The sequence below is a fragment of the Mycobacterium colombiense genome, assembly GCF_001665835.1.
Taxonomy (GTDB): Bacteria; Actinomycetota; Actinomycetes; order Mycobacteriales; family Mycobacteriaceae; genus Mycobacterium; species Mycobacterium colombiense_A.
Genome location: NZ_LZSX01000032.1, coordinates 1 through 20,387 on the forward strand (window position 1 = coordinate 1; position 20,387 = coordinate 20,387).

Below are 20,387 nucleotides of genomic sequence, written 5' to 3' on the forward strand. Positions count from 1 at the left end.
GGTCGTACCCGCCGGGCGGCGGGGGCGGGGGCGGCGGATAGGACCCGGTGGGCGCCTGCGGAGGCGGCGGCATCTGCTGGCCACCCGACGGCGGCTCCTGACCACCCGTCTGCCCGGGCGACGAGGGAGGTGGCGGGTAAGAGCCGCCGGGCGGCGGTTGATCGGTCATGGGCAACCTTCCACTCGGGTCCAGCCGAACTAGGCCGAAACAGTACCCGAGCACGTCGCGCCCCGGCGAGACGCGCGGCGCCGCGAATTACCGGCGCCCGGACAGCCCCCGAGGTCCGTCGGAGAGGAATCCCAGCAAGTCATAGCGGGTGATCACCCCAACCGGTTTGCCTTCCTCGACCACCATCAGCGCGTCCCAATCGCGCAGCGCCTTGCCGGCCGCGCTGACCGACTCCCCTGCGCCGATCATCGGCAGCGGCGGACTCATGTGCAGCGCGACCGCGTCGGCCAATTTCGCCCGGCCCTCGAAGACGGCCGACAGCAGTTCGCGCTCGGAGACGCTGCCGGCCACCTCCCCCGCCATCACCGGCGGCTCGGCGCCGACGACCGGCATCTGCGACACCCCGTACTCACGCAGGATGCCGATCGCGTCGCGCACGGTCTCGGACGGGTGGGTGTGCACCAGGTCGGGCAGCTCCCCGGACTTGCGGCGCAGCACGTCGCCGACCCTGGACTGTTCGGTGGAGCCGTCGAGGCGGCTGCGCAGGAACCCGTACGACGACATCCAGGCGTCGTTGAAGATCTTCGACATGTAGCCGCGTCCGCCGTCGGGCAGCAGCACCACCACGATCGAGTCGGGGCCGGCCTGCTCGGCGACCTTCAAAGCGGCGACCACCGCCATCCCGCACGACCCGCCGACCAGCATCGCTTCCTCGCGGGCCAGCCGCCGGGTCATGTCGAACGAGTCGGAGTCGGAGACGGCGATGATCTCGTCGGGCACCGTGCGGTCGTAGGCCTGCGGCCAGAAGTCCTCACCGACGCCCTCCACCAGATAGGGCCGCCCGGTGCCGCCGGAATACACCGACCCCTCGGGGTCGGCGCCGATGATGCGTACCGCGCCGTTGGATACCTCTTTGAGGTAGCGGCCGGCGCCGGTGATCGTTCCGCCGGTGCCGATGCCGGCGACGAAGTGGGTGACCTTGCCGTCGGTGTCGGCCCAGATCTCCGGGCCGGTGGTGGCGTAGTGGCTGGCCGGGCCCTCCGGGTTGGCGTACTGGTCGGGCTTCCAGGCGCCGTCGATCTCGGTGACCAGCCGGTCGGAGACGCTGTAGTAGCTGTCCGGGTGCTCGGGCGGCACGGCGGTCGGGCACACGACGACCTCGGCACCGTAGGCCATCAGCACGTTGCGCTTGTCCTCGCTGACCTTGTCGGGGCAGACGAACACGCACTTGTAGCCGCGGTGCTGGGCGACGAGGGCCAGCCCGACGCCGGTGTTGCCCGAGGTGGGTTCGACTATGGTGCCACCGGGCCGCAGCTGTCCGCTGGCCTCGGCGGCGTCGATCATCTTCACCGCGATCCGGTCCTTCGAGCTGCCGCCGGGGTTGAGGTATTCGACCTTGGCCGCCACGATGCCGGCACCGTCGGGGACGACGGAATTCAGGCGCACCAGCGGTGTGTCGCCGATGAGGTCACTGATGTGCTGCGCGATCCGCATGCGTTCATCGTCTCAGGCGGTTTCGCGCGGCGCACAACTACTCTCCGCGCGGTTTGCGCGTCTAGCTGGTGGCCTCACGGATGTAGTCGCCGATCTGCCGCAGTGAGCGCATGGCCTCGGGGACCATCGGCGCGGCCAGCTGGAAGTCGTGGATCTGCCCGGGCCACACCCGCACCTCGGCCGGCACGCCCACCGCGGCCAGCCTGCTCGCCGCCAGCCGCGCGTCGTGCAACAGCACCTCGGAGCCCGACACGTGGATCAGCGTGCGCGGCAGGCCGGGCTTGATGTGCTCCAGCGGCTCGTAGATCTCTTCGGGCTTCCCGTCGACGATGTTCTTCTGGGCCGCCCCGGCCACCAGCTCGGCGAGCGCATCGAACGCCCCGGCTGTGAACATCGCATCCGTCTCGATGTTGGGGTGGGCCTGCTTGGGTTCCTTGGCCAGCTGCAGCAGCGGCGAGATCGCCACCAGCGCAGCGGGATCCTCACCCTCCTCCTGCAGGCGCTGGGCCAGCGTGAGCGCCAGGTAGCCGCCGGCGGAGTCACCGGCCAGCACGATCTGGTCGGGTTCGTATCCGCGCCGGCGCAGCCAGCGGTACGCGTCGTGACAGTCGTCGAGCGCCATCCCGACCGAATTCTTCGGCAGCAGACGGTAATTGACCACCAGGATGGGCGAGTCGGCGAACTTGGACAGGGTTTCGACGAGCCGACCGTGCGAGTTCGCCCCACAAGTCAGAAAGGCGCCGCCGTGGAGGTAGATGATCACGCGGCGGCTGCCGTCGGCGGGCAGTACCCCGGGCGCGCGGACCAGCTGCGCCGACGCATGGGGCAGCTTCACGGTCTCGCGGACGGTGGCCGACGCCGGGATCAGCACCCGGGCGGTGAGGTCGATCAGGCCCCAGGGCCAAGGCAAATTGGGGACGTGGCTGCCGACGGACAGGATCGGCCGGATGGTCAGGCGCGAAGTAAGGTTCGCAAGTCGCGCGGCGGCGCTGGGCCCGGATTCCAGGACCTCGACGGGTGCGCCGTCGCTGATGGCGAATTTGCGTGCCTGGGCTCGACGCGCTCTCAGAACGTCATGCGGCCGAACGGTACTTGCCGATGACCCCGATTCCTTACTAGGTGCAGTCATGCTCAACACTTCCTACGCCGTTGTAGTGCGATACAGCATGTGACGAGGTGACCGAGCGTCTGGTTCAGCCGTTTGCCATGGCGCTCAGCCAACCCCTTGATCTCAGCTTGACAGGCGTTGCTTAGTGCAACGTATGAAATAGCTGATTCGATACCAGTTTTGCTTCGCACCGTAATCAGTTCGTTTTCCAGCCACCCGCGCGAAACTCGCAGCCGCTCTAAACTTGACTGCGTGACCATGCGGGTGCCACGTCGTTCGGCGATCGCCCTGGCCACAGCGGGCGCGCTGGCCTCAACAGGAACCGCCTACCTGGGGGCACGCAGTCTGTTGGTCGGCCAGGCCACTCACGCGCGCACGATCATCCCCAAGTCCTGGGACATCCCGCCCCGCGCGGACGGCGTGTACGTGCGCGGCGGCGGCCCGGTGGAACGGTGGCATCGCGGCATGGTGGTAGACCAACACCTGATGATGTTCGGTGACTCGACCGCCGCCGGATACGGCTGCATGAGCGCCGATGAAGTGCCCGGGGTACGGATCGCCCGCGGCCTCGCCGAGCAGACCGGCAAACGAATCCGGTTTAGTACCAAGGCGATCGTGGGCGCCACCTCGAAGGGCGTGTGCGGTCAGGTCGACGCGATGTTCGTGGCCGGCCCGCCGCCGGACATCGCGGTGATCATGGTCGGCGCCAACGACGTGACCGCGCTGAACGGCATCAGCCAGTCGGCGCAGCGCCTGGGGTTGACCGTCCGCAAGTTGCGCGCCCGCGGCGCCGTGGTGATCGTCGGCACCTGCCCCGATCTCGGGTTCATCAGCGCCATTCCGCAGCCGCTGCGGTCGCTGGCGCACGAGCGTTGCCTGCAGCTTGCGCGCGCCCAGACCGCGGCGGTCCGGTCGGCCGGCGGCGTGCCGGTGCCGTTGGCGCAGCTGATGGCGCCGCAATTCCGCGCCACCCCCGACGCCATGTTCTCCGCCGACGGCTTCCACCCCTCGGCGCCGGCCTATGCGCTCGCGGCCGACGCGCTGCTGCTCGCGCTCTGCGACGCGCTCGGCGAGGAGGTGGAGCGCCCGCCGCTGAGTTCGCCGGTGCCGGCGGCGACGCCGGTGCTCGGCCAGGGGCACACTCGCACCAGCGTGATGTCCCGGCTGTGGCGGCGCCCGGCGCCCGGACCTGCCCCGTCTTCGTGCCCCGAGGTCGGCAGCGACTAGATTTGTTCTCGCCCGTCGGGGTGGACCTACCGCCCGAAGGTGAAGCGAGCCAGCCCCATCTGTGGGATCTGCAGGGATCTGAAGGGAACCACCATGCCTGAAGCCGTCATTGTCTCAACTGCTCGCTCGCCGATCGGCCGCGCGATGAAGGGGTCGCTGGTCAACATGCGCCCCGACGACCTGACCGTCCAGATCGTGCGCGCCGCGCTCGACAAGGTGCCCGCGCTGAACCCGCACCAGATCGACGACCTGATCCTGGGCTGCGGCCAGCCGGCCGGCGAATCCGGCTTCAACCTGGCGCGGGTCATCGCCGTCGAGCTCGGCTTCGACTTCCTGCCGGGCACCACGGTCAACCGGTACTGCTCGTCGTCGCTGCAGACCTCGCGGATGGCCTTCCACGCGATCAAGGCCGGCGAGGGCGACGCCTTCATCTCCGCGGGTGTGGAGACCGTGTCCCGCTTCGCCAAGGGCAGCGCCGACTCGTGGCCGGACACCAAGAACTCGCTGTTCGGCGAGGCCCAGGAGCGGTCGGCCGCCGCGGCCGAGGGCGCCGACGAGTGGCATGACCCGCGCGCCGACGACAACATCCCAGACGTCTACATCGCGATGGGGCAGACGGCCGAGAACGTGGCGCTGCTGACCGGCATCAGCCGCGAGGACCAGGACCACTGGGGGGTGCGCAGCCAGAACCGCGCCGAGGAAGCGATCAAGAGCGGCTTCTTCGAGCGCGAGATCACGCCGGTGAGCCTGCCCGACGGCACCACCGTGAGCACCGACGACGGCCCGCGTCCCGGCACCACCTACGAGAAGATCAGCCAGCTCAAGCCGGTGTTCCGGCCCAACGGCACGGTGACCGCGGGCAACGCGTGCCCGCTCAACGACGGCGCCGCCGCGGTGGTGATCACCAGCGACACCAAGGCCAAGGAACTTGGCCTGACGCCGCTGGCGCGCATTGTCTCCACCGGGGTCAGCGGCCTGTCCCCGGAGATCATGGGCCTGGGCCCGATCGAGGCGACGAAGAAGGCACTGGCGCGCGCCAAGCTGTCGGTCAGCGACATCGACCTGTTCGAGATCAACGAGGCGTTCGCCGTCCAGGTGCTTGGCTCGGCGCGCGAGCTGGGCATCGACGAGGACAAGCTGAACGTGTCCGGCGGGGCGATCGCCCTGGGCCACCCCTTCGGCATGACCGGCGCCCGCATCGCCACCACGCTGCTCAACAACCTGCAGACGCACGACAAGACCTTCGGTCTGGAGACCATGTGCGTCGGCGGCGGCCAGGGCATGGCGATGGTGATCGAGCGGCTGAGCTAGGCCGCTCGAGCGCGGGCCGTCGGGTGGCGCCCTCAGCGCACACCCGACGCCAGCACACACGAAAAAACCGGCACGCCAATGGGCGTGCCGGTTTTTCTCTGTGGCAGAGCTAGTCGTTCTGCAGATAACTCAGCAGACGCAGGATCTCGATGTACAGCCAGACCAGCGTCACGGTCAGGCCGAGCGCGATGCCCCATGCCGCCTTCTCCGGCGCGCCTGCGCGGACCATCTGGTCGGCGGCGTCGAAGTCGATCAGGAAACTGAACGCCGCGATCGCGATGCACACCAGCGAGAAGATGATCGCCAAGGTGCCGCCGCTGCGCAGGCCGAGGCCGGTTCCGCCGTTGACGTGGAACATCGCCAGCACGAAGTTGCCGAGCATCAGTGCCAGCACGCCGAACATCGCGGCGACCAGCATGCGGGTGAACTTGGGCGTCACCCGGATGGCGCCCGTCTTGTAGACGACGAGCATGCCGAAGAACACCCCGAAGGTGCCCAGCACCGCCTCGCCGATCAGCGCCCCGGCGTTGGCGTGCGACACCGAGAAGTTGGCGAAGACGAACGAGATGGCGCCCAGGACCAGCCCCTCGAGCACCGCGTAGCTCAGCACGATGCCGGGGTTGTCCTGCTTGCGGCCGAAGGTGGCCACCAGCACCAGGACCAGGCCGCCCAGCCCGCCGACCAGGGCCAGCGGCATGGCCAGCGCGACGTCGCGGGCGACCAGGAAGTAGGAGACCACGGCGGACAGCGCCAGCACGGCCAGCGTGATGCCGGTCTTGGTGACGACGTCGTCGATGGTCAGCGGACGCGAAGCTTTGGCCTCTTGGTACGGGGCCGGGTAGGGAGCCGCGTAGGGGTCGGCTCCATAGCCCTGCATCGGGGGCGCGCCAGTGCCGAATTGCGCGTATCCGCCCCTCTGCTTAGGCAGCGAACGAAATACCGGGTTGCTTGTCTCCCGCACCGTCGGATCCTCTCTAATTGGCTTCGAGCTGTGCGAACACAATCTCAACGATCGGCGTTGCACGCTGGTTCCCAGCGGACCTGGGCGTTTTCCGGTGGATATAGTCTCCGCCGTTGTTGTCGCGTTAAAGATAACCCTTACCCGCGGGTGCCGCGTCGGTCGTGACGATCTAGATTTCTTCCTCGAGGCTGGACCGGACTGGACCGGCTCGAGGGAGGCGAGGGCGTGACCGACGAATCCGATGAGGTTCTGACCGAAGTCGAGGGAAGCGTCGGCTTGATCACGCTCAACCGGCCCAAGGCGATCAACTCGCTGAATCAGCCGATGGTCGACGCGCTGAGCGCCATCCTCACCGACTGGGCGGGCGACGACGCGGTGCGCGCGGTGGTGCTGTCCGGCGCCGGCGAACGCGGACTGTGCGCCGGCGGCGATGTGGTCTCGATTTATCACAGCGCGCGTAAGGACGGGGTCGAGGCGCGACGCTTCTGGCGCGACGAGTATCTGCTCAACGCGCAGATCGCCGACTTCCCCAAGCCGTACGTGGCGTTGATGGACGGCATCGTGATGGGCGGAGGCGTCGGCGTCAGCGCGCACGCGAACACCCGGGTGGTCACCGATACCTCCAAGATCGCCATGCCCGAGGTCGGCATCGGCTTCATCCCCGACGTCGGCGGTGTCTATCTGCTGTCTCGGGCCCCCGGCGGGCTGGGTCTGCACGCCGCGCTGACGGGGGCGCCGTTCTCCGGAGCCGACGCCATCGCCATGGGTTTCGCCGACCACTACGTCCCGCACGGCGACGTCGAGGCGTTCCGCCGCGCGGTGGTCTCCGACGGTGTCCAGGACGCACTCGCCAAGTACGCGACCGAACCACCGGCCAGTGAGCTTGCCGCGCAACGCAACTGGATCGACGAGTGCTATTCCGGCGACACCGTCGAGGACATCGTCGCCGCGCTGCGCGGGCACGACGCGGGTCCGGCCGACGACGCCGCCAACCTGATCGCCACCCGTTCCCCGATTGCGCTGTCGGTGACCCTGGCGGCCGTGCGCCGCGCCGCCAAACTCGCGACACTGAAAGACGTTCTGGTGCAGGACTATCGGGTGTCATCGGCGTCTCTGCGCTCGCACGATCTGGTGGAGGGCATCCGCGCCCAGCTGATCGACAAGGATCGCAATCCGCAATGGTCGCCGGCGCAGCTGCCCGCGGTCACCGCGACCGACGTCGAGGCGTATTTCGCCCCGGTCGACGACGACTTGAGTTTCTAGAAAGGCGGTTTGGATGACAGACACGAATTACGAGACCATCCTCGTCGAGCGCGAAGAGCGGGTCGGCGTCATCACCCTGAACCGGCCGAAGGCCCTCAACGCCCTGAATACTCAGGTGATGAACGAAGTCACCAGCGCGGCAGCAGATTTCGATGACGACCCCGGCATCGGGGCGATCATCATCACCGGCTCGGCCAAGGCGTTCGCCGCCGGCGCCGACATCAAGGAGATGGCCGGGCTGACGTTCGCCGACGCCTTCGGCGCCGACTTCTTCGCCCCGTGGAGCAAACTCGCCGCGGTGCGCACCCCGACGATAGCCGCGGTGGCCGGGCACGCGCTGGGCGGCGGCTGCGAGCTCGCCATGATGTGCGATGTGCTGATCGCCGCCGACACAGCGAAATTCGGCCAGCCCGAGATCAAACTCGGGGTGCTGCCCGGCATGGGCGGCTCACAGCGGCTGACCCGAGCCATCGGCAAGGCCAAGGCCATGGACCTCATCCTGACCGGCCGCACCATCGGCGCCGAAGAAGCCGAGCGAAGCGGTCTGGTCTCGCGAGTGGTGCCGGCCGACGACCTGCTGACCGAGGCCAAGGCCGTCGCGACCACCATTTCGCAGATGTCGCGCTCGGCGGCCCGGATGGCTAAAGAGGCCGTCAACCGCGCGTTCGAATCCACCCTGGCCGAGGGACTTCTCTACGAGCGCAGGCTCTTTCACTCGACCTTCGCGACCGAGGATCAGTCTGAAGGGATGGCGGCCTTCGTCGAGAAGCGCCCGCCGAACTTCACCCACCGCTAGGACGCTTGCATGAGCGAACCGGTTTCCGCGACACACGCCGAGGCAGACCAAGCGTCGGCGGACGTCGTCGAGCAGTCCGCGGCGCCCAAGCCGGACGTCGCAGCGCGGCCGGCGGCGGCAGAGCGAGCCGGACGCGCGGCCCCCATCCTGCCATGGACTGAAAGACCTTGGTGGGTACGGCATTACACGTTCACCGGCACCGCGGTCGGTGTGATCTTCATCTGGCTTTCGCTGACACCGTCGCTGTTGCCCCGCGGCCCGTTGTTCCAGGGGCTGGTCAGCGGTCTCTCCGGCGCCATCGGCTATGGGCTGGGCGTCTTTTCGGTCTGGCTGGTGCAGTTCATGCGCGAAAAGGATCACAGCCCGCCGCCGCCACGCTGGGCGTGGAAGGTGCTGATCCCGATCGGCGTGGTGGGCCAGGTACTCATGGCGATCTGGTTCCATGTGTGGCAGGACGACGTGCGCGACCTGATGGGCGTGGAGCACCTGAAATGGTACGACTACCCGCTGGCCGGCGTGCTGTCCCTGGTGGTGTTGTTCACGGTGGTCGAGCTCGGTCAATTCACCCGCTGGCTGGTCCGCTTTCTGGTCGGTCAGGTGGACCGGTTCGTGCCGTTTCGGCTCTCGGCAACCATCGTGGTCGTCACCCTGGTGGTCATGACCGTCGCCGTGCTCAACGGCGTCGTGCTCAAGTTCGCGATGCGCACCATGAACGACACCTTCGCCTCGGCCAACAACGAGGTGAGCCCCGACACCGCTCCCCCGAAAACCCCGCTGCGCTCCGGCGGCCCGGAGTCGCTGGTGTCGTGGGAATCCCTTGGCCACCAAGGCCGCATCTTCGTCGGCGGCGGTCCGAAGGTCGCCGATCTCACCGCCTTCAGCGGGGCCCCGGCCACCGAGCCGATCCGGGCCTACGCCGGATTGGACTCGTCGAAGGGCATCACGGCGGCGGCGGATCTGGCGGCACAGGAGTTGCAGCGCATGGGCGGGCTGCGCCGCGCCGTCGTCGCGGTGGGCACCACCACCGGCACCGGCTGGATTAACGAGGCGGAAGCCACGGCGCTGGAATATATGTACAACGGCAACACCGCGATCGTGAGCATGCAGTATTCGTTCCTGCCGAGCTGGCTGTCGTTCCTGGTGGACAAGGAGAACGCCCGGCACGCCGGGCAGGCGCTCTTCGAGGCCGTCGACAAGCTGATCCGCCAGATGCCCGAGGCGCAGCGGCCCAAGCTCGTCGTGTTCGGCGAGAGCCTGGGATCGTTCGGGGGCGAGGCGCCGTTCTTGAGCCTGAACAACGTGCTGGCGCGCACCGACGGGGCGTTGTTCAGCGGACCGACCTTCAAAAACACCATCTGGACCGATCTGACGTCGACGCGGGACAGTGGATCGCCGGAGTGGTTACCGATCTACCAGGACGGTCGGTATGTCCGATTCGTCGCTCGCGCAAAGGATTTGACGCGCCCCGACGCGCCGTGGGATCACCCGCGGGTGGTGTACCTGCAGCACGCGTCGGATCCCATCGCATGGTGGACGCCGGACCTGTTGTTCAGCAAGCCCGACTGGCTGAACGAGCCGCGCGGCTATGACGTGCTGCCGCAGACGCGCTGGATTCCGGTCGTCACGTTCCTGCAGGTGTCGGCCGACATGGCGGTGTCGGTGGACGTACCCGACGGGCATGGCCACCACTACGTCGCCGACGTCGCCGACGGCTGGGCGGCGGTGCTGCCACCGCCCGGCTGGACGCCGGACAAGACCGCGAAGCTGCGCCCGCTGCTGCACGCCGACGAGACGACTTAGAGCCAGCGGCGCGCGGTGCCGCCGGTGTCGGCGAAAACCGGATCGACCCGGCCCCCGGCCAGCTCGCTCAGCACGCCGGTGCCGGCCAGCGCGTGATAGCCGCCGATGACGTCGGTGGCGCGGTGCAGGCCGATGTCCAGCAGCGCGGCCGCCGCCAGGCTGGACGTGTAGCCCTCCGAACACAGGATCACCCATTCGACGTCGTCGCCGACGGCCTCGGGGAGCCTGGCCTCGCTGGTGGGATCGCAGCGCCACTCCAGGACGTTGCGTTCGATCACCAGCGCCCCGGGCACCTCACCCTCGCGAAAGCGCTGGGCCTGCGGCCGGATGTCGACCAGCACCGCGCCGCGCCGCAGCGCATCGGGCACTTCGACGGCGGGCAGGCGGCGATACCGGCGCCGGGCGGATCTCAAGACGACGTCGATGCGGCTCATGGCGATCCTTCCGGCTGGTCGGTCAGTTCGGTGCGTTCGCGGCGCAACGTCTTGCGGTCGGTGATCTCGTAGTACGACATCGCCGTCAGGGGCGGCGAGTAGGCATGCACGCTCAGGGTCGGCTGCACCGGCGCGGCGGCGGCGCTCGGCGCCCCCGCGACCGGCAGCGAAACGGGCACGGTGACCGGCCGCGGCGCCCAGACCACGTCGTGCACCCAGCCCAACGGGAATCCGGCCTGATCGCCGGCGTCCAGCCGACGGCGTCGCAAAGCCCTTCCGTCCCAACGATATTCGTTGAGCGACCCGGAAATGACGGTCAGCGCGCCCAGCGACCCGCCGTGGTCGTGCAGCTCGGTCGGCTGGCCGGGCACCCAGCTGATCAACCAGACGTCGAGTTCCTCGTCGCCGTGGATGCGGGTGAACCAGCGCCGCGACTCGGGTATGCCGCCCGCCGGCAACAGGTGGTCGCAACGCCCGCTGAGCACATCGTCGGCGGCCTGGTCGGTGGCGTAGAGCAGATCAGGCACTCGCAGCCGGGTCGGGCCGGCGGACGGGGCGGTGAAGGTTCGCGGGCGCTGGGCAGCCGCGGTGGCGACGGGTACAGACATTTAGAGGAGCTTTCACGCGAAAACGGATAGGACAAGCGGCGGCGTGTTACGGCCGACAACACTCGCAAAATCCGAAGCGCTCCATCACGGCCGCCAGTGTTGCATAGATTGAGACCGTGCGCTGGCGCGGTGCTCGGTCCCGGCGGTGGGGCGCGGTTGTCGCCGCGGCCGTCATCCTCGCGGTCACGGGGTGCTCGCACGGCGCCCACAGCGGCGCCCCCTCCTCCCCGCCGGGGCGGCAATCCGGCGTCGGCAACGGCCCGGGTTCGGCGCCCGCGGGCTCCGTCGGCCTGTCCCCCGCCGGCGTGACCACCAGGGTCGACGTCCCCGCGGACTCGACCGAAGAGGAGTACTACCAGGCCTGTCACGCCGCGAAGGAGTGGATGGACGCCCAGCCCAAGACGGATGCGTCGCTGTTCGAGCCGTATCTGTCGATGATTCAGGCGTCCCCGGCGGGCACCGCGGGCAGCTGGAACGCGCCGTGGTCGAAGCTGACGCTGGCCCGCCAGGCCGCCGTGATCGTCGCCGCGCGGGCCGCCGCCAACGACGAATGCGGGTAGCACCGCATCCGGGGATTTTTCGCCATCGCGTAATTGGGATCACGCCTGAAAAAAGTGCCCGCGCCGCCCGCTGACCGCGCGCCTCCGCGCAAAATGTAGGGGTGCCTGACGAACTTCCGCGTCGATCGGAACCGACCCGGGTGGCACTGGCCCTCGGCAGCGGCGGCGCCCGCGGCTACGCCCACATCGGGGTGATCGAGGCCCTGGTGGCGCGCGGTTACGACATCGTCGGCGTCTCCGGCTCGTCGATGGGCGCGCTGGTCGGCGGCCTGCAGGCGGCCGGGCGGCTCGACGAGTTCGCCGAGTGGGCGAAGTCGCTGACCCAGCGCACCATCCTGCGGCTGCTGGACCCGTCCATCAGCGCGGCCGGCGTGATGCGGGCCGGCAAGATCCTCGACGCGGTGCGCGACATCCTGGGCCCGGTCGCCATCGAAGAACTGCCCATTCCCTACACCGCGGTGGCGACCGACCTGCTGGCGGGCAAGTCCGTATGGTTTCAGCGCGGCCCCCTCGACGAGGCGATCCGGGCGTCCATCGCGATTCCCGGCGTGATCGCACCCCACGCGGTCGACGGGCGGCTGCTCGCCGACGGCGGCATCCTGGATCCGCTGCCGCTGGCCCCGCTCGCCGCGGTCAACGCGGACCTGACCATCGCGGTGAGCCTGTCCGGCAGCGAGGCGGTCAGCAACCGCGAGCCGGAGCCGGGTGCCACCGTCGAGTGGCTGACCCGCATGGTGCGCAGCACCTCCGCGCTGCTCGACACGGCGGCCGCCCGGTCGCTGCTCGATCGGCCGACGGCGCGCGCGGTGCTGAGCAGGCTGGGCGGACCGGCCGGTGAAGCGGACAGCTGGGCGGACCCCCAGGATGACGAGCAGCCCGCGCCCGATGACGACACCGGCGAACTGGTCGGTGTGGGACCCGACGTGCCGAAACTGGGCAGCTTCGAGGTGATGAACCGGACCATCGACATCGCCCAGGCCGCCTTGGCCCGCCACACCCTGGCGGTCTATCCGCCCGACCTGCATATCGAGATCCCGCGCTCGACGTGCCGGGCTCTGGAATTTCACCGGGCGGTGGAGGTGATCGCGGCCGGCCGGGCGCTGGCGGACGACGCGCTGGACGCCCTCGAAGTTGAGGACGACCAGGACGTCCCGCCAGCGATCGAGCACTGAGCGCTCAAATCGCTTGCGCGCCAAGCACTGTCACAGCCCCAGGAAGCGGGCGATGGCCGCGGCTTCGCGGCGGCCTTGCTCGCGTCCGGCCAGGGCGGACGGGATGCGGCAGCCCGGGTCCAGCGCGTTGGGCCCGAAAGCGGCCAGCGAATCGGCATCGGCGAAGATGGCGAACGCCGCGCCGGGAAACGCCGAGACCTCGGCGGCCGGCCCGGCACCGAACGGCGACGGCGCATCGACACCCGAGGGCACCAGCACCACCGCCGTCGCGCAGTCGGCGGCCACCGCGAGGTTGACCGAGCTGGCGACCCCGCCGTCCATGTAGTGGCGGCCCGCGATCGTCACCGGCGGCCACGCCCCGGGCACCGCGCAGCTGGCCGCGACGGCGTCGACCAGGTCGACGCCCGAGTCCCGGTCGAAGACGGTCAATTCGCCGGTTTCGACGTCGATCGCGGTCAGCCGCAACTCGGAATCCGGCCAGTCGTGCGACGGCAAGCGCCGCGCGATGACGTCGCGGCGCACCGGCGCGGGAACGGTTTTGGTGGCCAGCGCCACGGCACCGATGCGCTGCATCTGTTGCCGGGTCCTGTCCAGCGTGTCCTCATACGGCTCACCCAGGGCCGTCAGGAACAGTTCGGTGATGGTCTCGACGTCGACCCCGGAATCGATCTCGGCCGACGACTCGGCGACCTGCCGGTCGAACAGCTCGTCCAGGGTGTGGCCGCTGCTCAGCTGCGCGGCGACGGCCGAGCCCGCCGAGGTCCCGACCAGCACGTCCGACTCGGTCAGCAGCCGGGCCGCCGCCGCTGACTCGTCGGCGATGCCTCGCAGAACACCTGTCTCCCAGGCGATTCCCGCTATCCCCCCACCGGCCAGCACCAGGGCGCGTTTGGTTGTCACGTCGTCTAGCTTGCCAGCCCGGATCAGGCCAGTTGCCGGGTGTTCGGCAGGGCGTGCTGCGACTCCTCCACCGGCGAGCTCAGGTCCTCGCGACGCAGCAGATGTTTGGGCGGGTCCGGCAGGATCATGCTGCGGTGGATTTGCAGATCCGCATCGACATGGAAGAGTTCACCCGCCGGCAGCAGCCGCCAGCGTGGCTCGTCGTCCATCACCTCAGTGGCGAACACCACCGATGACCGCTCACACAGATGCTCCGACCGGGCGTGAATCCGCTTGGTGCACAAGTCGAATTCGGGATCACGCGAAGCCGCATCGTCGGATCGATCCAGAATATAGAGGTGATGGGTTTCCGGGTATCGCAGCGCCCACATGTCGGTGGCGGTGCTCAGCAGCACGTTGACGGCGTAGATCCAGGCGTGCTCCGCGAGCCATTGCATCGCGTCGGTGAGCCCGGCGGTGATGTCGCCGTCACGCGCGCGGATCGCGGCGGTGATCAACGCGAAGACCCGCTCGGAGTCGGTATCGCCCAACACCAAGTCGTCGGTGCCGACCTCACGCAGCCGCTCGTCGAGGATGTCCAATCCCTCGAGGACGCCGTTGTGCGCGAAGATCCGCCCGTCCTGCAGGAAGGGGTGGGTGTTGTGGATGTCGAGCGAGCCGGTGGTCGCGTAGCGGACATGGGCGATGACGGTCGTGCCGGTCATCCGGTGCGCCTCGGTCGCGAATTTGGCGTCCTGCCAGGCCGCTATCGGTTCCTTGTACAGGTGCGGTTGGCCGTGTTCGTCGAAGACGCCCAGCCCGGTGCCGTCCGGATTTCGCCGGCTCTGCTGAGCCAGGCTGTCCGGGGCGTCCAGCAGCCAGAAGGTCGCGGTGCACGCGTGCGTCCCGGCGTGCAGGCCAAAGAGTCGGCACATGGCTTCCCACGCTAGCGGTCGCGGGTCAGCCCGTCAGCATGGCCGACAGGTCGTGCAGTGCCCGGCGCGCGTAGGCCTTCCACATCCTGCCCAGCACCGGCAGGGCCCAGGCCGTCAGCGCCGAGCGCGGGCGGATGTCCCAGCGCCAGGTGATCTCGGTACCGCCACCGGCCGGCGCGAAGACCCATTCGCCGAGCACGTGGTCGACCAGCAGCGCCATCGGACCGGTGACCTCCGAAAGCCGGTAGCCGAACGACCGCGGCGGGTCAACGCTGGTCAGTTCCTCGCGCATGCTGGCCCCGCCGGCCAGGTGCACGACCCGGGTTTGGCCCGCCGCGTCCCAGGCGCCGGTCTGCTCGCGCACTTCCTTGATCGGCGGGAACGGCCCGTACCAGCGGTGGAAAAGCGTCGGGAGCGGCATGGGCAGCGTTCGGTGAAAAGCGTCCCGGGCTGCGACCGGGGTGAGGACGGATTGATCGACGACGAGCGAATGTACCACTGGTGTAACGCCTTTCAGCTCAGTGCGCCTCGATCACCTGGTATTCGTCCTCGGCGTATCGCGACCGGATGGTTTTCTTGTCGTACTTGCCGACGCTGGTGCGCGGGATCTCGTCGACGAAGGTCCACCGCTCGGGCAGCCACCACCGAACGACCTTGTCGGCGAGGAAGTTTCGCAGCTGTTCGGGGCTCACCGCCGCGCCCTCCTTGGCCACGATCACCGCGAGCGGCCGTTCCTCCCAGCGCTCGTCGGGAACGCCGACCACGGCGGCCTCGACCACATCCGGGTGCCCGATCAAGAAGTTCTCCAACTCGACCGAGGAGATCCATTCTCCACCGGATTTGATGACGTCCTTGGCGCGGTCGGTCAGGGTGACGAACCCGCGCTCATCGATGCGGCCCACGTCGCCGGTGCGCAGCCAGCCGGAGTCGAACTTCGATTCGTCGCGGCCCAGGTAGTAGGAGCCGGCGATCCACGGTCCGCGGACCTCGACCTCGCCGACGGCTTGGCCGTCGTTGGGCAGCACGTGACCCTCGTCGTCGACGATGCGCATCTCCACCCCGCAGACCGGCTGACCCTGCGTCCCGCGGAAGGCCCAGTGCTGGTCCTCCGGGGTGCCCGGCGGCGGCCACGCCATGGTGGCCAGCGGCGACGTCTCCGTCATGCCCCACAACTGCCGGATCTGTACGTCGTGCTTTTCCTCGAAGGTGCGCATCAGCGATACCGGGACGGCCGAGCCGCCGCAGACCACCAACCGCAGCGACGACATGTCGTGGTCGGGGTCGTCCTCGAGGTGATGCAAGACGCCGTTCCAGATGGTCGGCACCGCGCCGGTCACGGTGGGTTTCAGGTCCTCGACCATCGCGACCAGCGAGCGGGGGTCGAGGTGGCAATCGGGCAACACCAAGTCGGCGCCGGCCATCAGGGCCGCGTACGGCAGCCCCCAGGCGTTGGCGTGGAACATCGGCACGATGGGCAGCACGCTGTCGGTGGCCCCGACGCCGATGCCGTTGGTGGTACACGCGCCCATCGTGTGCAGGAAGCTCGAACGGTGGCTGTAGACAACGCCTTTCGGGTTGCCGGTGGTACCGCTGGTGTAGCACATCGCGGCCGCGGAATTCTCGTCTATGCGCGGCCAGTCGAACTCGGGGGACTCGCCCTCGAGGACGTCGGCGTAGCGCAGCACGGTCTTGCCCGATCCCTGCAGCGGCTCGGTGTCGTCGCCGACCACGATCACGGTGTGCACGGTCTCGAGCTCGGGCAGCACGGGTGCCAGCAATTTGACCAGTGAGGCGTCGACCAGCACCACCTGGTCCTCGGCCTCGTTGGCGACGAAGGCGATCTGCTCGGGGAACAGCCGGATGTTGAGGGTATGCAGGACGGCTCCCATCGACGGCAAGGCGAGGTATGCGGTGAGGTGCTCGGCGTTGTTCCACATGAACGTGCCCACCCGCTGGTCACCCGTGACGCCGAGCCGGCGCAGGCCATTCGCCAGTTGCGCGGCCTGCCGCCCCAGCTCCCGGTAGGTCGTGCGCCGGTAGCCGTCGCCGGTGGCGGTCGTGACGGTGCGTTCCCCGTGCACGGTGCAGCCGTGACGCATGATCGCGGTGATGGTCAACGGAAAGTCCTGCATCGTGCCGTCCACTGATCTACCGCCTTAGTCTCGGGGCAACACGTGTGCCGTCGGCCGCCTCCACCCTAAGCCTGAATTCGGCGAGAGTGTCAGCACCCGAGGAGACTGACGGTCGATTGCGCGGATCCCGTTCGGCCGGGGCCGCTTTGGGGGCCCCGCGGCACCGGGCGGGCCTAGGCCAGGACCGGTTCCCACTCCGGCAGTTCGGGCAGCCAGCCGGCGACCGACAGGTCCCGGTCGCTCGCGCCGCCGCGGGTCTGCGATGGCGCGGTCGAGGAGATGCGCGCCGCGGTGAGCACGCCGGAGTAGTCGGCGACGTACAGATGGGTGCCGTCGGGGCTCTCCACCACGCACGACGGGTGCTCGGACACCTTGACCTCTCCGACGACGTCCTGCTGGTGGGTGCTCAGCACCGTGATGCGGTCGTCGCTGACCAGGTAGGCGCGCGCGCCGTCGCGGCTGAGCGTCATCCGCGTGAGCGGGCCGGTGATCTCCGGGACCTTGTGGGTGCCGACGATTTTGTTGACCCGGGTGTCGACCACGTCGAGCACCGCGCCCGCGACCGGATCGCAGCTCGCCACGTAAGCCGTGCCGCCGTCGTTGCTCAACGCCACATCGCGCAGGGGCAGACCGAGGTCGACGACGCCGACGATGCGCGACCGGCCGCCGACCCGGCGATTGTCGGACCTCGTCCGGGTCTCGATCATGACGAGACTGCCGCCGGTCGGGGCGTTCATGCCGACGTACAGCCGGCGTCCGTCGGGGCTGATCCGCACGCATTCGGTGGTGGTGCCCGGCACGGTCGCCAGGTCGATGACCTCGAGGTCGCCGGTGGTGGTGTCCAGCACCGTCACATCGGCGCCGCGAACCGCGTTCCGGCTGGCATAAAGGAATTTGCCGTCCGGGCTCACCGTCAGGTCGCTGACGCTGTTCGCGAGCCGGTGTGTGGCGATACGCCAGTTCGTGACGACGTCGATGACCTCGATGGCGTCGTAGCCGGCGGTCGCGATGCTGACGTAGGCGTAGTTGGAGTCCGCACTGCTCATGGTGACCGCGAACGGTTCGGCCAGCCCGGTGACGGTGCTGGAGACACGACACGTGTTGGCGTCGATGACCGAAACCATGTTGCGGCCGTAGTTCGTTGCGACCAGCCGGCGCCCGTCCGGGCTGATGTCGATATCGCTGATCGGGCCGTTGTGCAACGGGACTCGCACCACCGAGGTGGCGTCAAGCTCGAAAATTCGGGCGTCTCGATCGTCGTGCGCGGCCGTAGGGCCGTTCACATCGTTCACGCTGGCACCGCCTTTGCTGTGTTTGTCGGCTCTGGTCGTCAAGTGGCGAAGCCGCCGGTACGTGTGCGACGATTTGGCCTCCGGATTCACCGGGTTTCAGCACCGAAAGGCGCTGACGAGATTGGTTTTCGGTAGTCTACTGGCCCAAAATTGCCGCACGGCAGTTCGAGATGCTCGACGTTAGCTACGTCACTCCGCGCACTCAGGTTCTGCTCAGACTTCCAATCACGCTGTATCGCAGTCGCTTACCCGTAGCGAAAGTCGGGCAAACCCGCTTCCGGCGGATTTCGCTCGCGCCGCTAACAGCCCACGTGAGCGCGCTATCGGCTGCGTATGTAAGGAATTCTCAGGTTTCGCGACCGACGAGGGATACATCACATCGCCCGGGCGCGGGGGGTTTACCCTAGCTGAACTGAGTTTGCGGCCTCGCCAACCTGACCCCGTCGACGGTGATGTCGAGTTTCTCGTTGTAGAAAGCGATTAGACCGGCAATCTGACCGACCGCCGGAAGCGGATAGTGGTAGGTCCAAGCCAGGTCCTCGTGCACGGCGTCACCCACGCGCACCGACCAATAACCCGACGTAACCCCCTTGTACGGACACAACGTCTGCGTGGGGCTGGATTCCAGGTGCTCGAAGGCGACATCGGTCGGATCGATGTAATACCTTGTCGGCAAACCTGTTTCGAACAGCAAGACGGGAGTTGTGGTGTCGGCCAAGAGGATTCCGTCGAGCTCGACGCGAATGTGGCGGTGCGAGCGCAGGGCGTCGACCCGCGAATACGGATTGCGCGGGTGGCCGTAGATCGGCTCGTCTTCTTCGAACCAGCGCAACGGATTCCACTCGAACCGCACGGTTCCGGCCAGCGGGCCGTCGCCGTCGGCGTCGAATACCCGCGCGGCGGACTCATGCGTCTGGCCGGCGCCCACCAGGGAGTACAGCCGCGACGCCCCGAATTGCACCTTCTGGGCGTGGTTTTCGTCGTGCAGGAACTCGGAACGGACGTCGTCGAGCGGGATGTAGTACTGCGGGTAGTACGGAACTTCCCACACGTACCGGGCGGCGGTGGTGTCAAAGACCAGCGCGTCGCCCAGGTAACCACGGACCCGCCGCGGGGCGGGTTCGATCCTGCCGCGCGCCGCGGCCATCTGCGGGTAACCGGTGTCGGCGGTCATCGCTGACCTACTGGTCCTTGGAGGCCAGCCCGGCCGGGGCGTGACCGATGGCCTTGCGGATGGCGTCGGCCAGCGCCAGCGCGCTTTCCTCGGTCAGTTCCAGGGCCACCCGCGCCGACGGGCCGAGCTGCGGGTTGATCACGTCGATGTTGACGGTGTGGCCGTAGGGAGCGTGGACGGGGTGGTCGACATACACCGTCGCGCGGTTGGCGCCGAACCATCCCGTCGCGCCCTTGCCGCTGCCCTCGATCTCGACATGTTCGGTGAGATAGGTGCACATGGGAGATGCCTAGCCCTTCAGGTAGGTGGCGAAGAACTCGTCGATGCGCCGCCAGCCGTCCACCGCGGCCTCCGGCCGGTACGCCGGGCGGTCGACGGAGAAGAACGAGTGGCCCGCGCCCTCGTAGGAGTGGAACTCGTGCGGCTTGTCGTGCTTGTTGAGCTCGGCGTCCAGGGTGGCCACCGCGGCGGGCGCCGGAAACCGGTCGTCGAGCCCGAACAGGCCCAACAGCGGACAGCTGAGGTTGGCGGCCAGATCCAGGATCGGCTTCATGGCCTTGGGCATGCCCTCGGGCGGGTCCTCGACGATGAAGGCGCCGTAGCAGTCCACCGCAGCATCGAACGGCAGCGAGCACGCCGCCAGGTAGGCGTGGCGTCCGCCCGAGCAGTGCCCGATGACACCGAACTTGCCGTTGGCGCCGTCCAACGTGCGCAGTTGCTCCACTGCGCCCGCGACGTCGCCGACCAATCGTTCGTCGGGCACCCCGCCGGCGGCGCGCGCCGCGGCGGCCGCGTCATCGGCCGCGGCGCCCGGGGCTTCGCGCGAGTACAGGTTCGGCGCCACGGCGTTGTAGCCGCTGACGGCGAGCCGGCGGACGAACTCCTTGGTCTCCCGGTCATACCCGGGCATGTGGTGGATCCACACGACGCCGCCGCGCGAGGCCTGCTCGAGCGGCACGGCCTGGTAGGCCTCGATCTCGTCGCCGCCGTGGCCGGTGATGGTGATGGTTTCTGCGCGGATGGCGTCTGCGCCGGGTGCGTTCATCGCGACTCCCTTTCTCCGCTCCGGTGG

The 20,387-nt window shown here is 68.6% G+C and carries 20 protein-coding genes and 1 pseudogene; 7 read left to right on the plus strand and 14 right to left on the minus strand.

Features of this window, described 5'->3' with window-relative positions; genetic code table 11:
- The 3 genes and pseudogenes from A5760_RS26585 to A5760_RS06615 form a co-directional block, all read right to left on the minus strand.
- A pseudogene (locus A5760_RS26585) lies at window positions 1-169 on the minus strand (RDD family protein); the annotation flags it as partial.
- 87 nt (window positions 170-256) lie between these two features.
- Entirely contained in the window at window positions 257-1,663 is a 1,407-nt protein-coding gene (locus A5760_RS06610) for a cystathionine beta-synthase (protein ID WP_064878887.1), read from the minus strand.
- A gap of 61 nt (window positions 1,664-1,724) precedes the next feature.
- A complete protein-coding gene (locus A5760_RS06615) occupies window positions 1,725-2,792 on the minus strand; it encodes an alpha/beta hydrolase fold domain-containing protein (protein WP_064878889.1) in 1,068 nt (355 codons plus the stop codon).
- A gap of 243 nt (window positions 2,793-3,035) precedes the next feature.
- On the opposite strand from A5760_RS06615, the gene A5760_RS06620 reads away from it, so the two are divergent.
- Both A5760_RS06620 and A5760_RS06625 read left to right on the plus strand, forming a co-directional pair.
- A complete protein-coding gene (locus tag A5760_RS06620) occupies window positions 3,036-3,998 on the plus strand; it encodes an SGNH/GDSL hydrolase family protein (RefSeq protein WP_155764242.1) in 963 nt (320 codons plus the stop codon).
- A gap of 93 nt (window positions 3,999-4,091) precedes the next feature.
- Window positions 4,092-5,309: an acetyl-CoA C-acetyltransferase gene (locus A5760_RS06625; RefSeq protein WP_064878892.1), complete on the plus strand. Its 1,218-nt coding sequence runs from the start codon at window positions 4,092-4,094 to the stop codon at window positions 5,307-5,309.
- A gap of 109 nt (window positions 5,310-5,418) precedes the next feature.
- Here the strand turns inward: A5760_RS06625 and A5760_RS06630 are convergent, their stop codons facing one another.
- Entirely contained in the window at window positions 5,419-6,270 is an 852-nt protein-coding gene (locus A5760_RS06630) for a Bax inhibitor-1/YccA family membrane protein (protein WP_064878894.1), read from the minus strand.
- A gap of 225 nt (window positions 6,271-6,495) precedes the next feature.
- Here A5760_RS06630 and A5760_RS06635 point away from each other — a divergent pair, with 225 nt between their 5' ends.
- Genes A5760_RS06635 through A5760_RS06645 form a run of 3 tightly spaced genes read left to right on the plus strand, consistent with a single transcriptional unit; the run spans window position 6,496 to window position 10,129 of the window.
- Window positions 6,496-7,533, plus strand: coding sequence for an enoyl-CoA hydratase/isomerase family protein (locus A5760_RS06635; RefSeq protein ID WP_064878896.1), 1,038 nt, complete (start codon window positions 6,496-6,498; stop codon window positions 7,531-7,533).
- A 13-nt stretch (window positions 7,534-7,546) separates the two neighbouring features.
- A complete protein-coding gene (locus A5760_RS06640) occupies window positions 7,547-8,329 on the plus strand; it encodes an enoyl-CoA hydratase (RefSeq protein ID WP_064878898.1) in 783 nt (260 codons plus the stop codon).
- Window positions 8,330-8,338: 9 nt separating this feature from the next.
- Window positions 8,339-10,129, plus strand: a complete 1,791-nt coding sequence (locus tag A5760_RS06645) for an alpha/beta hydrolase (protein ID WP_064878900.1) — start codon at window positions 8,339-8,341, stop codon at window positions 10,127-10,129.
- Here A5760_RS06645 and A5760_RS06650 read toward each other — a convergent pair.
- Window positions 10,126-10,563, minus strand: coding sequence for a rhodanese-like domain-containing protein (locus A5760_RS06650; RefSeq protein ID WP_064878902.1), 438 nt, complete (start codon window positions 10,561-10,563; stop codon window positions 10,126-10,128). The two genes, A5760_RS06645 and A5760_RS06650, sit on opposite strands and share 4 nt — an antisense overlap.
- Window positions 10,560-11,171 (minus strand): cysteine dioxygenase, encoded by a 612-nt coding sequence (locus tag A5760_RS06655; RefSeq protein WP_064878904.1) that lies wholly within the window; start codon window positions 11,169-11,171, stop codon window positions 10,560-10,562. The genes A5760_RS06650 and A5760_RS06655 overlap by 4 nt, the downstream gene beginning before the upstream one ends.
- Window positions 11,172-11,287: 116 nt before the next feature.
- On the opposite strand from A5760_RS06655, the gene A5760_RS06660 reads away from it, so the two are divergent.
- Window positions 11,288-11,731: a lipoprotein LpqV gene (locus A5760_RS06660; RefSeq protein ID WP_064878906.1), complete on the plus strand. Its 444-nt coding sequence runs from the start codon at window positions 11,288-11,290 to the stop codon at window positions 11,729-11,731.
- Window positions 11,732-11,832: 101 nt separating this feature from the next.
- Window positions 11,833-12,903, plus strand: coding sequence for a patatin-like phospholipase family protein (locus A5760_RS06665; protein WP_196772008.1), 1,071 nt, complete (start codon window positions 11,833-11,835; stop codon window positions 12,901-12,903).
- Window positions 12,904-12,933: 30 nt separating this feature from the next.
- Here A5760_RS06665 and A5760_RS06670 read toward each other — a convergent pair whose 3' ends face one another.
- The 8 genes from A5760_RS06670 to A5760_RS06705 all read right to left on the minus strand — a co-directional run bounded on the left by A5760_RS06670 (window position 12,934) and on the right by A5760_RS06705 (window position 20,360).
- Window positions 12,934-13,803, minus strand: coding sequence for a patatin-like phospholipase family protein (locus A5760_RS06670; RefSeq protein ID WP_064878909.1), 870 nt, complete (start codon window positions 13,801-13,803; stop codon window positions 12,934-12,936).
- A gap of 23 nt (window positions 13,804-13,826) precedes the next feature.
- Window positions 13,827-14,717: a class II glutamine amidotransferase gene (locus A5760_RS06675; RefSeq protein ID WP_064878911.1), complete on the minus strand. Its 891-nt coding sequence runs from the start codon at window positions 14,715-14,717 to the stop codon at window positions 13,827-13,829.
- Window positions 14,718-14,742: 25 nt separating this feature from the next.
- On the minus strand, window positions 14,743-15,216 hold the full coding sequence (locus tag A5760_RS06680) for an SRPBCC family protein (protein WP_064878913.1): 474 nt from the start codon (window positions 15,214-15,216) through the stop codon (window positions 14,743-14,745).
- A gap of 19 nt (window positions 15,217-15,235) precedes the next feature.
- A complete protein-coding gene (locus A5760_RS06685) occupies window positions 15,236-16,861 on the minus strand; it encodes a long-chain fatty acid--CoA ligase (RefSeq protein WP_064878916.1) in 1,626 nt (541 codons plus the stop codon).
- 161 nt (window positions 16,862-17,022) lie between these two features.
- Window positions 17,023-18,141: a WD40 repeat domain-containing protein gene (locus A5760_RS06690; protein WP_196772009.1), complete on the minus strand. Its 1,119-nt coding sequence runs from the start codon at window positions 18,139-18,141 to the stop codon at window positions 17,023-17,025.
- A gap of 403 nt (window positions 18,142-18,544) precedes the next feature.
- A complete protein-coding gene (locus tag A5760_RS06695) occupies window positions 18,545-19,315 on the minus strand; it encodes a DUF427 domain-containing protein (protein WP_064878922.1) in 771 nt (256 codons plus the stop codon).
- Between the two features lie 7 nt (window positions 19,316-19,322).
- Window positions 19,323-19,595, minus strand: coding sequence for a DUF6295 family protein (locus A5760_RS06700; RefSeq protein ID WP_064878925.1), 273 nt, complete (start codon window positions 19,593-19,595; stop codon window positions 19,323-19,325).
- A gap of 9 nt (window positions 19,596-19,604) precedes the next feature.
- Window positions 19,605-20,360, minus strand: a complete 756-nt coding sequence (locus A5760_RS06705) for a dienelactone hydrolase family protein (RefSeq protein ID WP_064878928.1) — start codon at window positions 20,358-20,360, stop codon at window positions 19,605-19,607.
- Window positions 20,361-20,387 lie beyond the last annotated feature (27 nt).